The 13,335-nt window shown below is 57.3% G+C and carries 12 protein-coding genes; 9 read left to right on the forward strand and 3 right to left on the reverse strand.

Features of this window, described 5'->3' with window-relative positions:
* Nucleotides 1–123: 123 nt before the first annotated feature.
* The 6 genes from OS242_RS09945 to bacA all read left to right on the forward strand — a co-directional run bounded on the left by OS242_RS09945 (nt 124) and on the right by bacA (nt 8,885).
* A complete protein-coding gene (locus OS242_RS09945; protein ID WP_267151532.1) occupies nt 124–1,824 on the forward strand; it encodes a TolC family protein in 1,701 nt (566 codons plus the stop codon).
* A complete protein-coding gene (locus tag OS242_RS09950) occupies nt 1,821–3,755 on the forward strand; it encodes a copper amine oxidase N-terminal domain-containing protein (protein ID WP_267151533.1) in 1,935 nt (644 codons plus the stop codon). Before OS242_RS09945 ends, OS242_RS09950 begins: the two co-directional genes overlap by 4 nt.
* Nucleotides 3,752–6,613 (forward strand): adenylate/guanylate cyclase domain-containing protein, encoded by a 2,862-nt coding sequence (locus OS242_RS09955; protein WP_267151534.1) that lies wholly within the window; start codon nt 3,752–3,754, stop codon nt 6,611–6,613. The genes OS242_RS09950 and OS242_RS09955 overlap by 4 nt, the downstream gene beginning before the upstream one ends.
* A gap of 111 nt (nt 6,614–6,724) precedes the next feature.
* Entirely contained in the window at nt 6,725–6,907 is a 183-nt protein-coding gene (locus OS242_RS09960; protein ID WP_267151535.1) for a hypothetical protein, read from the forward strand.
* Between the two features lie 148 nt (nt 6,908–7,055).
* Nucleotides 7,056–8,018: an MraY family glycosyltransferase gene (locus OS242_RS09965; RefSeq protein ID WP_267151536.1), complete on the forward strand. Its 963-nt coding sequence runs from the start codon at nt 7,056–7,058 to the stop codon at nt 8,016–8,018.
* 51 nt (nt 8,019–8,069) lie between these two features.
* A complete protein-coding gene (gene bacA, locus OS242_RS09970) occupies nt 8,070–8,885 on the forward strand; it encodes an undecaprenyl-diphosphate phosphatase (RefSeq protein ID WP_267151537.1) in 816 nt (271 codons plus the stop codon).
* Nucleotides 8,886–8,932: 47 nt separating this feature from the next.
* Here bacA and OS242_RS09975 read toward each other — a convergent pair whose 3' ends face one another.
* Nucleotides 8,933–9,166, reverse strand: coding sequence for a hypothetical protein (locus OS242_RS09975; RefSeq protein WP_267151538.1), 234 nt, complete (start codon nt 9,164–9,166; stop codon nt 8,933–8,935).
* Between the two features lie 24 nt (nt 9,167–9,190).
* On the reverse strand, nt 9,191–9,910 hold the full coding sequence (locus OS242_RS09980) for a hypothetical protein (RefSeq protein ID WP_267151539.1): 720 nt from the start codon (nt 9,908–9,910) through the stop codon (nt 9,191–9,193).
* 277 nt (nt 9,911–10,187) lie between these two features.
* Here OS242_RS09980 and OS242_RS09985 point away from each other — a divergent pair, with 277 nt between their 5' ends.
* Complete coding sequence (locus OS242_RS09985; RefSeq protein ID WP_267151540.1) at nt 10,188–10,499, forward strand: hypothetical protein; 312 nt, start codon at nt 10,188–10,190, stop codon at nt 10,497–10,499.
* Nucleotides 10,500–10,896: 397 nt separating this feature from the next.
* Here the strand turns inward: OS242_RS09985 and OS242_RS09990 are convergent, their stop codons facing one another.
* Entirely contained in the window at nt 10,897–11,115 is a 219-nt protein-coding gene (locus OS242_RS09990; protein WP_267151541.1) for a hypothetical protein, read from the reverse strand.
* 241 nt (nt 11,116–11,356) lie between these two features.
* On the opposite strand from OS242_RS09990, the gene OS242_RS09995 reads away from it, so the two are divergent.
* Both OS242_RS09995 and OS242_RS10000 read left to right on the forward strand, forming a co-directional pair.
* Nucleotides 11,357–11,944, forward strand: coding sequence for a cysteine dioxygenase (locus tag OS242_RS09995; RefSeq protein ID WP_267151542.1), 588 nt, complete (start codon nt 11,357–11,359; stop codon nt 11,942–11,944).
* Between the two features lie 172 nt (nt 11,945–12,116).
* Nucleotides 12,117–13,319 carry an MFS transporter gene (locus OS242_RS10000; protein ID WP_267151543.1) on the forward strand — a complete coding sequence of 401 codons (1,203 nt, stop codon included), beginning with the start codon at nt 12,117–12,119 and terminating at the stop codon, nt 13,317–13,319.
* Nucleotides 13,320–13,335 lie beyond the last annotated feature (16 nt).

Below are 13,335 nucleotides of genomic sequence, written 5' to 3' on the forward strand. Positions count from 1 at the left end.
CACCCTCGTTTCCGATATAAATGTCCCTCTCAGAGTACTATAAATCCTGCAAATCTACCAGCCAAAATGCTCAACTTATAGTATTCTGGTATTAACGATTTTTTATGGGGAGGCGTACAATTTTTGACAGTTAAATACACTCGAATACTATCAATCTGCCTCGCCGTGTCCGTGGCTGTACAGGCTGCCGCTCTCCCGGTTGCCCACGCAGCGAACGGGCCGCTGCTTAACATGCAGAGCGCCCTTGATATCGGACAAAAAAACTCCCCCGACCTGCAGGACCTCGCCGCGACGCTCGACCAGAAAAAAATCGAGCTCCAGCAGGCCCAAAAGGTCAAGCGGGCCAAGCCCAATTCGCTTGCCAAAAACATCGACGTCCAGATGAAAGTCCCGACGGCCTGCTCTGCGCTCTCCCGCACGGAGCGGGAGATCAAGTTGAAAACGTTGAGCGTGCGCCTCGACATCGAAAAGATGTACATGAACGCGTACCTCGCCGAAGTCGCGTATGACAACGCCGTGCGCATGCAGGCCGATACGCGCAAGATGAGGGACGACGTGCGCGCGAAAAACCGCTTTGGCCTCGCCACCGACGATCAGGTGAAAGCGGCGGAGGAAGCGATGGAAAAAGCCGACTCGGAGGTCAAGATGGCTGAACTGGCCTTTAAAGGCTCGCGGCTCGACCTCGGCGGCAAGACCGGGCTCGACCTGGAAGCGGACTATCGCTTTGACATCCGGAAAAAATGGGCACCGCTCGATCAGGGCGTGCTGTTCCTGCTGCTCGACCGCGCCGAGCAGACCGACCTCGATCTCTACAAAGCGGTCGAGGACCGCAAGCTCGCCCAAGGCAAAGTCAACGCCACCCACCAGATCTTTCAGCGCAAATTCGGCTGGGGCACAGCCCGGATGGTGGCGGGCATGTACACGAAACCGGACGGCTCGACCGACTATCCGGCGTTCATGCGCGACTATGAAGCGATGCTGCAAAACGTGAAGGAGAAATGGGAGTGGTTTTTCTTCTTCCCGGCTCCCTGGATCATCATCCTGCCGATCCCAAAGCCCTGGCTGCAAGGGGAGTATGACGGTCTGAGATTTTTTGAAGACATCCGCTACTCGCTGCCCGTCTCGATGATGGACCTCGACAAAGCCAAGCTCAAAGAGGCGGACACGCGCAAGAACGTGATCAACAAAATCAAAAAGTCCTACCTCGACGCCAAGCAGACGGAGGAAGCGTATATTCAGACGCTGAAAGCGCGCGACGTCGCTCGGGAGCAACTGCGTGCGGCGGAGAGCAAAGTCAAATTTGGCAAGATCACAGAGGAGGAGCTGCTCAAAGTGCGGGAAGCGTACATCAAAAAAGAGCAGACGGTGCTCTCCTCGTTTGTCGCCTACCAGTCGATGCTCTCGCAGCTCGACGCCTTCTCCGGCGGCGCGATCTCGCAGCGGTACCGACCGGGTGAGATCCCCCCGCCCTACAACGTGGACAGCGGCCTCGGCCCGATGAAGCCGCCTGCCGCCGCTGCCGTCAAGCCGCTCGGCAAATGGAAGCTCAAAGAGCGCGCTGAATCGCTGAGCAGCGAGTTTTCCGTGGAGCCGGATGCGGTGCCGGGGGTCACGCATTTCCAACTGGTCACCAAGGACGGCAAATCGATCGGGGCAGCCGCGCCGGTAAAAGAAAAGGTGATCCACTTGAACCTCGTCTTTGCCGATCTGCAACAGTTGAAGGTGATCCTGCTGAACGGTTCGACTAAGCTGGCGGAGGCGGAGTTGGAAGGCATGGGAGAAGGGCTGCTCCTGCCCGCTCAGAAAGAAGGTGCGACACCGTGAAACAAGCCCTCGAAAAAAGAAAACGCCTCTTCGTGATCGGGCTGCTCGGCGGCGCGCTCCTGCTCGCCCTGTCGCCGTGGCAACAGGCGCAGGCCGACCGTCCGCCCGCGCAACAGATCGAGCCGGGACATCTGATCATCGGCACGTTCCTGATCCACAAAGACGGGCTCGACGCGACCAACGCACCGGCGGCGGAGGCGAGCATGACGACGTCGAGCCAAGGGATGTATTACAAATCGGAGTTTGCCGACGGCGCATGGTGCGACATCGAGAACGCGGGAGACATGACCGGCATCACGTCACAAGCCTGCAAAGTCGTGCCCGACGCGGACATCGACCGGCTGAAACTGACGGTGGAGATCGACCGGGAAGGGAATCCGAAAAATCTGCGGTCTGTGGCCGACGTCAAAAAAGACATCGACCGTCTGACAAAAGACGTGGCCGATCTCGAAGAAGAAAACGACGAACTGCTCGCAGACAACAAAGTCGACGAGTCGATTGAGATCACGCTGAAGATCAACGACAAAAAGACGGAGATCGACTTTCTCACCGCCCTGCTCGCCGCCGACCCGAAAGCGGCGAAAAAGCAGCTTGCCAAGATCGGCAACGACGCCGGTCGGGTCGCCGCTCTGCCCGCTTCCCAAGCGGAGGCGCAGGCGGCGGCCAAAGCGATGCTGGAGGAACAACTGCAAGCGGCGCGAGCGGCGGGAGATGCGGCCAAGGTCGCCGATCTGGAAAAGCAGCTCGCCGACCTTGACCAGTCCCTCGGCAAAGACGATCTCTTGCAGGAAGCGGGTCGCCAACTGGCTGCCGTCGTGGCAGCGGCCGAGATCGCTGGGGAAGAGGCAGGCGCGACCGACGCGGCACTGGTGCAACTGGCCGTGCTGATCAACATCGATGCGAAACTGGCCGACCTGCTCACCCCGGAAGAGATGAAATCGTACCTGCAAACGGAATCCGAGCAATTGATGGAAGCGTTCAAGACGGCTGCGGACAAAAAAGAGATGGCCCTCGCCGATCCGCTGCTCGCCAAACTGGTCGACAACGGGGCAAAGGCGGAAGACCTGCTTGCCGCCACGCAAGCGGCGCAAATCGAAGCGCTCTCCGCCGAAGTGGCGACTGCGCAAGCGGCACTCGATGCGGCCGTCGCGAGCCAAGACGCGGCCCTCGCCGATGCATTGCAGGTGCCGCTGGTGAAGGCACAGGTCAGGCTGGACTTGCTGGAATCGGGGCAGACCGACCAGATCGCCGACCTGAAGGAGACGCAAGCCACACTGGCAGCTCAGATCGCGTCTCCGCCAAAAGGGGTCGATCCGGCCGTCTTGCAGGAGGTGCTGGACAGCGTCTCCCAAGACTTGCGTCAGGCGGAGAAAAAAGCCTTATTTGCAGAGAAGCAGGCTGTCGAAGCCCGGCTGTCAGCGGCAGGCAAAAGCGCTGCGCTGGAAGCCGCAAGAAAAGACCTGACCGTCGCAATCCAAGCGCTGGAAAAACAGAAATACTCCGCTGCCGAACTGGCGGCACTGGAACAGTTGAAAAAACAGATCGAAGCCAACCACCCAAACGCCGCCGTCCTGCCTGTGGAGAGCGTTATTTCCGAGGAAATCGACGTCAAACTGACGATGCCGCCGGTGATCATCGACGGCCGCACGCTGGTGCACATCCGCTCGGTCGCCGAGTCGTTCGGCTCGGTGGTGGTCTGGAGCGATGCCGACCGGAGCGTCACCGTCTCACGCGAAAACCGGCTGGTCTTCTGCGCCATCGATGATCCGCAGGCTTTTGCGAACGGTCAAGCCTTGCAGATCGACGTGCCGCCGAAGCTCGTCGAACAGCGCACTCTCGTGCCGCTGCGGTTTGTGATCGAGGGACTGGGACTTGACGTGAACTGGGACGGCAGCACGCAGACGGTGGAGATCGAGGGGATATTGCCGTGAAAGCAGAGCGATTTGTAAAAGAAACTGCCGGAGTCCGCCGACCGCTGCTCCAGTTGTTGCTCGCGCTGGTGCTGCTCGCCGTGCTGGCCGGGATCGGATGGGCGACCCGCGAGTATGTGCCGTTGAAGTTTCAGATCGAGAACAAGATCGACCCGAGCCTGAGCGATCTGGCCGCTACGAAACTAAAATTTGACGATGAGGTGTTGTACACCAATCCGTACCGCATCGAGACCGGGCGGGATGACTCGATCTACGTGATCGACGACTCCCGCCAGACGATCACCAAACGCAATGACTTTGGCACACTGGAATATGTGCTGCACCCGGAGGACCTGTATCACGAGCGGATCTTGGTCAACTACACCGACCTCGCCGTCGATCCGCACGACCGCCTCTATGTCCACAAATCGATGATGGACATCAACGGTCTGAGCAACCGGGAGGATCAGATCGTCCGCTATACAAAAGACGGGGAGATCGACCCGTTCTGGAAGACGATCACGGTGCCGTACGATGTCAAGCTGAACGCGTCCCTGCGCAACGGCGGTGTGAAAAATTTGCAGATCAAGGACGGTTTTCTCTACTGGTTTACGATCCGGCACTGGGAGCTGACTCTGTACAAGACCGCGCTGGACGGTGGCGGTACGCCGATTGAAGTGTTGAAAAAGACCTTGCCTGAAGGTGCCTACCTCGACGAGGTGATCGGCACCGATCCGAGCGAGATCGTTTATTCCACGAAAAAAGGCGAGATCTATACCCTTGACGGCAAATTGCTCTACCCGCTGCAAGGAAACAAGGAAGGGGACACGTTCCTCAATCCGTACTCGATCCACTTTGACGTGCTCCACAATCTCTATTTCCTCGATCACTACGGAGCGGTGGTCAAACGACTGCCGCTGGAGCGGCCGGAAGCGGTGGAGACCGTCTATACGCCGAAGGACGGCAAACTGCTGACGATGGAGATCGACAGCAACGGGACGCTGGTCTTCGGTCTCGAAGACCGGATCACCTCGTTGATCGAAGGGGAGCTGGAGCCGCTCCGGCACTCGACCAAGACGCACGTGTATCAGGTGCTGTTCTGGATCGGCTGTTTGCTCTTCCTCGCGATCTGGGGCTGGATGACGAAGATCGTATACGTCGATCTCGTGCCGCGCTCCATCGTCGCCAAGCAACTGCTCTACATCGGACCGGCCATCGTGGTGGCAATGTCGCTTCTGGCCGGGGTGATGTATCTTGATTTCCAAGAGGACATGTATCATGAGACGGCCCGCGGACTCTACCACATGGCGCACATGGGGCAAAATCTGGTCGACGGCGAGACGCTGGCTCAGATCCAATCGCCGAAAGACTTCCGCGAAGAGCCGTACAACCGGCTGAAAGAGCGGCTGACGTTCCAGGATGATTTTGGGAAATTTTACTCGGTTGCCTATTTGCGCCGTGACGGGGTTGTCTACCAAGTACTGGAGGATGCCAACGACCTGCGCATGTTCGAGCCGCTGTCGAGCGACGTGTTTCAAGAGTCGGTCTGCGAGTATCGGGATGCGAAGGGGCAGTGGCAGGAGTTGAAAGACGACTACTCCTTTGTGCTGGAGGACGGGCAGTATGCGTCCTGCGTCTCGGAGGATGAGAACGGGTCGTGGATGTTTGTGTTGGGACCTGTGTTCGACTCGCAAAAACAGCAGGTGGTCGGAATCTATGAGACGGGCATCCATCTGCGCGGCTTTGAAGCGCGATTGGCGGAGATGCGCGGGAAGATCCTCACCGTGATCGCCGCCTTCACAGGCGTGGTGCTCGTGCTGTTCCTCGCCTTCACGATGTGGAATCTGACGCCGCTGCGCCGTCTCTCGCTGAAAGTCAAAGAGATGGCGGCGGAGAAAGAGATCTGCGAGGTCGAGGTGACGACCCGCGATGAAGTGGGACTGTTCGGCACGCAGTTTAACGTGATGGCGCAGAACATCCGGGATGAGATCGAGAAGAACGAACGCCTTCGCAAAGCAGCCTATCGATTTGTGCCAAAACAGTATCTTGACTATCTGGGCAAAGAGGAGATCACCGAGATCGATCTCGGCGATCAAGTGCGAAAGACGATGTCGATCCTGACGATGCGCATCCGCAACTTCAGCGAGCTGTCCAAGTCGATGAAAGATGCGCCGAATGACAACTTTGACTTTATCAACGCGTTTATCGCGCGGGTCAGCAATGTGCTCCATGAGAACGGCGGCCTGATCAATACGTATCAAGGTCATCAGATCGTCGCCCTCTTCCCGGACAGCCCCTTGTCGGCTTTGACGGCGGCTGTGGCGATGCGGCGCGAGATCGCCGCGTACAACGAGACCCGCGCGGGGGCAGGGCGGTTGCCGGTCGATATCTCCATCGGGTTGCAGACGGGCGATCTGATGCTCGGGATCATCGGCGATGACTACCGCTATGAAGGGACGGCGATCTCCGAGGACGTGCATGTCAGCGGCATGCTGGATCGGGTGACGACGCAGCTTGGCTCGTCGGTCTTGATCCCGAAGGCGGTGCTGAACAGCGTGGAGCCTCTGCCAGACCTCGCCATGCGCGACCTCGGCCGGATCAAGCTGCCCGGCATGGACGAGCCGATGGAACTGTGCGACCTCTATGAGACGGACGACCCGGAACTGCGCCGTCTCAAGCACAAGACCAAGGACGACTTTGAAAACGCGGTGCGGATGTACCAGCAATCGCGGTTCCGTGATGCGCGGTTTGCGTTTGTGCAGCTCCTGAAGGAAAATCAGCGGGACGAAGCGGCGCGCCTGTATTTCTACGTCTGCGATGAATACTCGCAGCGGGGCGCACCGTCCGACTGGGACGGCTCGCTCGAACTGCACGCGTAGTACGCGCATACCGGCAAATCTCCGCACTTTCCCTGCACGTCTGCCTTTCCCGAATGCTCCGGACGAGCATAGGATGCAGAAGGAACACCGAGCAGGGAGGTGCAAGTCCTGATGTTTGACAGAACCACGTTTTCCTCGTTGCGTGGCAATCGGGTGCGGTTTCGCACGCGCCGTGGCCGGAGCATTAGCGGGCGGGTCGTCGTTGTGAGCCGACAGTTCGTCTTTGTCCGCACGAGCTCCCGGACTGTGGTCGTCGTGCGACAGAGCAGCGTCGTTTCGATCTCCGTTCGTTAAAACAGACTAGGAAAAAAGTCCCCGTCTTGCAAAGATGGGGGCTTTTTTGTTGAAACTCGTGATAAAATGTCGAGAGAGATGTAACCAAGCCCGGTGTTTATGCGACTGACAAGAGGTACGGGGATGGATAAGAGGAGGATATTTTGTTGTGATCGAGCTCATTGTCGGCGTGATCGCCTTTTTCACTGCGTGGCTGCTCGTGCCGCCACTTCGCAAACTTGCTTTTCAATACAAATTTGTCGATCTGCCCAATCCGCGCAAAGTGCATAAAGAACCGCTGCCTTTGCTCGGAGGAGCGGCGATCTTCGGCGGCTTTTTGCTGGCGACTCTGCTGGTGCAGGAGCGCTGGGCAGAGGGGGCACAGGCGTACACGGGCCTTGTGATCGGGGCCGCGCTGCTCTTTGCCATCGGTTTGGTCGACGACTGGTTCAAGACGCGGGGCAAGGACTTCCCGGCCGCGCCCCGCTTTGTGATTCACATCCTCGCCGCGTGGGCGGTGATCGCGTACGGGGGCGCGGTGCAGGGCTTTACGATGCCGTTCCCGGAGCCGCACTACGTCGCGCTGCCGCAGACGCTGTCGTACATCGTCACGATCCTGTGGATCGTCGGCGTGATCAACGTGTTTAACTTCCTCGACGGCATCGACGGACTCGCCGGGGGCATCGCCGCGATCTCGGCGATGACGCTGGCGTTGGTCGCGCTGTTCCAAGGACAGGTGCCGTCGGCGATCTTTGCCATCGCGCTGGCCGGCGCGGCGCTTGGCTTCCTGCGGCACAACTTCTACCCGGCGCGGATCATCATGGGCGATGCCGGGTCGACGCTGTGCGGCTTTTTGCTGGCGGCGATCTCGGTGATCGGGGCGTTCAAATCGGTGACGGCCGTCTCCATTTTTGTCCCGGTGCTCGCCTTGGGCGTGCCGATCCTCGACGGGGTGCGCGTGGTGATCGAGCGGATGCTCAAAGGCCAACCGCCGCATAAAGCGGACCGCAACCATTCGCACCACAAACTGCTCGACGCCGGTTTTTCGCAACGGCAGACTGTCGCGATCCTCTATATGATCGGCACCTGTTTCTCGCTGACCTCGCTGATCGTCTTGCTGGTCGAGCGATAAGACCGGGTCACAGAGGCAAACACACTACTGAACACATCAGCGGAGGAAGATATGGAACCCACTTTGCAAGCGTTGATCCTTGGCATCGTCGAGGGTCTGACCGAATTTTTGCCTGTGTCCTCGACCGGGCATATGATCTTGACCGGGGAGTTGATCGGCTTCACCGGTGACAAAGCCAAAACGTTTGAAATCGTCGTGCAGCTCGGCTCGATCCTCGCCATCGTCGTGATGTTCTGGAAAAAGCTGATCGGCATGTTCAACCCGAAAAAGATCTCGATGGAAGAGTTTCGCAATCCGACCGGGCTCAACCTGCTGCACATCACGCTCGGCATGTTCCCGGCGTTGTTGGTCGCGTTTTTGCTTCACGATCTGATCAAAGAGTACTTGTTCGAAGCGTACTGGGTCGTCTTTTCGCTGGTCCTCGGGGCGCTGTTGATGATCTTTGCGGAGTTCTTCTCGAAAAAACGCCGCATCCTGTCCCCGACTGTCGACGACCTGACCTACAAGCAGGCACTGTCGATCGGCCTGTTCCAGTGCATGGCGCTGTGGCCTGGATTTTCCCGCTCCGGTTCGACGATCTCCGGCGGTCTGATCGTCGGCACCTCTCATAAAGCGGCGGCTGAGTTTTCCTTCATGATGGCGGTGCCGATCATGGTGATTGCCAGCGGCTATGACCTGTTCAAGAGCCGCGACCTGCTTTCGATGAGCGACCTGCCGATGTTTGCCACCGGCTTTGTGGCAGCGTTTGTCGTGGCGTTGCTGGCGGTGTTCTCGTTCTTGAAGATCTTGGAGAAAGTGAAACTGACTCCGTTTGCGATCTATCGCATCCTTTTGGCGACGGTGTTCTGGTTCTATATGTACGGTTGATGCATGAGAAAAGCCCTCGAATCCTTTGGAGATTCGAGGGCTTTGTTTTATTTCGCTTCTCGTTCTGCCCAGAGCAGATAAAGCAGGCCGATCACGAGCGAGACGATGCTGAGTGTGAGCGGGAGGTCTCCGATGTAGGACAAGAACCTCGCAAATGTTTCCTTGCTGTATTCGTTATCCACAGAGATCCCGGCCCCATAGATGGCGGCCGCCACATAGCGGATGCCGAACAGCCATATCGCAAATCCGATGAATGCTACACCTGCTGATCTTCTTGTCATCTCGAAGTACCTCCCGATTGCGGTTTAGAGTGTGACTTTTTTGAAGTAGACAGAACCGTTCGGTTTCCAGGAGTTTCCGTTGCCTTTGTAGGTGTCGGTAGGCGTCCCGCAGTCGTCTTCCCAGACTTCCCACGAATGTTTGTCATGCAGCGCGTACGCTTCCAGTCGGCCGTAGGTGCCGGACGGAACCGCCCACGTGCCGGTGGAAGAGACGCCATAAGTTCCCGTCACGCTGTAGCCTACGCCTGCCGATACCACTTCCGCACTGACCCCGACGTTTGCCGAGAACGTAGCCGATACGCTCTTCGATACGGTGACCGACAGCGTGATCGGACCAGCGCCTTCGGAAGCGCCGATGCGCTGGTTGGTGAAGTAGTAGTTGTTGCCGAGGTAGGAGACGTTTTTCAGGAAGAGACCGGTGCACCATTGCGGAGTGACAGTGTCGGTCTGCACCGGTGTTGCGGTGCGGGTCATGCTGAGCATGTCAGTTTTGTACGCTTTCTTTTCGGCTTCCGACAGTTTGCCGGAGTAGGCGACGGTGCCGCCTGCGATGGACGCGTCCGCATGCCCGCCTTGAAGCAGTTCATAGTGCTGAGCTTCTTCTTTGGTCAGTTCGATGAGAGTGACCGTCTGTTTGGTCGCAAAGCTCGGATGCACCGCTTGCGTGCCGCTGGCTGAAGCGACCGACGTCGTGGCAAACAACACGCCGATCAGCAGCGGAAGTGCTCGGTTCCAATGTTTCATCGTGAATTCTTCCCCCCATTTTTCTGTAAAAATGGATTCCTCTGCGTGAGTTGTTTGCAGAGAAATTCGGAATTGCTTTTAGTTTACAAAATTAATGTAATCAGCACAAGAAAGGATTATGTCACTTTTTGTAAGTGTTCGTTTGATCGGGCGGGTTTTTTTCGTTCTCTGTACTGAACGCCGTACAATCGAGTGAGATGTTTGATAAAATGGGATGGCTGGAAGGAGATTGGGGAAAAATGGGCTCGATTTTTTTGACTATTGCGGGGGGAAAGAATTGAAAAACAAGACGGCATTTTACACATTGTTATTTTCGCAGATTTTGTATGGGATGTTTGTGTTTGTTTGGTTGGTGTTTTTGGGGTTGTCGGTGATGATGTTCGATGCGCCAGGGTCGGAGAAGGACCCGACGACGCTGACGATCTTTTTTGCGATCTTGATCTACCCGGTGGGGCTGCTCGGGGGCATCATCTCCAGTTGGGTCTGCTATGCTCAGCAAAAGTATAAGCTGGCGTATTGGCTCAACTGCATTCCGTTGCTTTGGCTGATTCCCATTGTGGGGTTCTGGAGTTATGCGTTGCTCAGTTAAATGTGCATGGAAAAGGACCGAGAGCATGCAGATGCTCCCGGTCCTTTTCGCTTCAGGAAGAGTATTCCTCAAACGCTCCCACCACTATGCGGAGTCGAACAATTGGAGTATAATGAGGAGGTTATCAATTGTCTGTGATCTCGATTCAAAGATAGGAGTGAAACACACATGATGAAGCCGAAAAACGCAATGATCACCTTCGCAGTGGTCGGCGTCGTGGTGATCGTGGGCACCGTGGGTTCCTGGATGGGCTATATGATGGGCAACTAAATCATGATCGTTACGCACCCTCGGGCCAGTTGGTCCGGGGGTGTTGTTGCATAGATGCAGAAGTAGCAGCAAAAGCGTGAAAAGGACAACTCGGAGAACGCCGGGTTGTCCTTTTTTCATGTTCAAATCATGACTCGATGATCAGGATGCGCGATCTCGGCACCGGGACAGGGGCTCCTTGTTCCGGTTGGAACTGGACGACGTCGGGAGAGTTGGTGGAGACGAGACGGCCGCGCTGGGTTTGGACGAGGTCGTCCGGTTCGGCGTACGGTTTTTCGTTGGAAAAGGTGACGTTGACCGTCTGGCCGCTGTCGAGCACTTCGTTCAGTCGCGATTCGGTAGACATGACAGGTTCCTCCTCTTGCTTTGGATCACCTATAGAGTGCGGAAAAATGCGGGGACACATACACGTGGTTGAATTTGGCACGTCACCGCGTTGTTGTATTTAATTATAAATGTGTTTGACCGAAATACATTCTAATGATATTATCATAATTAATATTAGTTGTTCTTGTATTTACACATAAACCGATTTGCTTACTAGGGAAAGACAGAAGATCTGAAGAAACCTAGGAGGTAATACAAAGATGGATTTCACCCGCCGAATGGAAGAGAGTTTTGGTCACTTGATCAAGCCGAATGCAAAGGAACTGCGTGAGGCGATTGAGCGTTTGGATGTGACGATGGAAGATCTGCACCCGTATATCACCGATTTTGGACCGTATCCGTACGGCCGCAAGATGATCTATAAATCGGATGATGTCGAGATGCTGGTGATGAACTGGTCCAACCACATGGACTGCGCGCCGCACGATCACGGCTCGTCGATGGGCTGGGTATCGGTGCTGGAAGGCGAGTCGACGCATATCCTGTACGATCTCGACGAGGACGGCGTGCCGGTGGAAAAGGTGACGCGTCTCGAAGCGACCGGGACGCACGTCTACGCCGGGGAGAAGATGATCCACGCGATGGGCAATCACTCGGACGGCTCGCTGGTGACGGTGCATGTGTACTCGCCGCCGATCACGGGCATGAAGGTATACGATCTGGAAAAATGCGCGGTCTGCATCGTCAGCGACGACTGCGGAGCTTGGTGGCCGGAGCACGACCGCCAGATCCTGCAGGAGATCAAACTGCGAAATGCAAGTGAATTGGCGGTCGGAGAAAAAGCATAAAGACAAAGAGCTGACAGGGAGGAAAGCGCTGTCTTTGAAGGGGCTTTCAAAGAAGAGACTTTCAGAGAAGGGACTTCAGTGAAGATCTGTTCTGAGAAGGGCTTTATCAAGCGGGCGGTGAATTCATCTCTCGAAGTTGTTGAGTGTGTGTGATGAAAGAGTGGGGTCGATCATGAGTCGGGCTGTCGTCCTGTTGTGTTTGTCTGTTTTTGTGTTGGTGCTCGGCACTGGCATCGTGGCGCCGCTGTTGGCTCCGCTGGCCCGGGATCTGGGCGCGACGGGGTTTTGGGTGGCGATGCTCTACAGCGGATTTTCGCTCGTTCGGCTGATCCTCGGCAACCCGGTCGGACGCCTGAGCGACCGCAAAGGCCCCAAAATGATGCTGACGATCTCGCTGTTGTTTTATCCGTTTATCGCCCTGACCTACATCACGGCCGAGCATTTTGCCCAACTGCTCGGAGCGCGCCTCCTGCATGGGGTGGCGTCGGCGATGATGTTGCCGATGGCGATGGCCTATATGGGGCAGGTATCCCCGCGCGGCGAGGAAGGCCGCTATATGGGCATCTACAACACGGTGTTCAACATCGGCAGCGGACTCGGCCCTTTGGTCGGCGGGCTCGTGGCGCAGGTATACGGCGTGTTGGCGGCGTTTTGGTCGCTGATGGGGCTCGCGTTTGTGGCGATCACCATCGTGTTTTTCCTGCCCAAGGTCGAGCCGGTCGGCGACCGCCGCACGCGCGGGGACGGCGGCAGGCCGCTGTCGACGTGGGATCTGTTTCGCCATCCAGGGCTGTTGGCGGTCGCCGGGATCTTTGTGGTGCTGGCGGTGCTGGAGATCTATTTCATCTCCTTCTTCCCGCTGTTTGCACAAGAGCGAGGGATCTCGACGTTTGCGACCGGCTTTCTGATCGCCCTGAACTACGTGGCGATTGGCGTGATGCAGGTGCCGTTCGGGAGGCTCGCCGACCGGGTCGACCGGTCGAAGTTGATCACCGGCGCGGCCTTTTTTACGGCGGCCGCATTGCTCCTGTTCCCGCTGGCACAGGGTGTGTGGGCGATCGCCGGAATGATGCTGCTGGTCGGCGTCGGAACGGCGTTGACGCTGTCCGCGTCGGCCGCGCTGTCGGCAGTGCTGGGCCGCTCCATCGGCATGGGCAGCACGATGGGCTTTCTCGGCACGGCCAACTCGCTCGGGATGATCCTCGGTCCGCTGGCGAACGGCGCGTGTGTCGACTATTTCACCGTCGAGGCGACGTTCTATTTTTCCGGCGTTGTCTGGTTGCTGGGAGCTGTGTTGTTCCTCTCCCTGTGGGCGGCGTACAGGCGGCAGGCCACGCCCGATGCAGGGATTGGCAACATCAGTCCCGGCAAATAAAAAAACACCCGCATCG

This window comes from Tumebacillus lacus, from assembly GCF_026410385.1.
Lineage (GTDB): Bacteria > Bacillota > Bacilli > Tumebacillales > Tumebacillaceae > Tumebacillus > Tumebacillus lacus.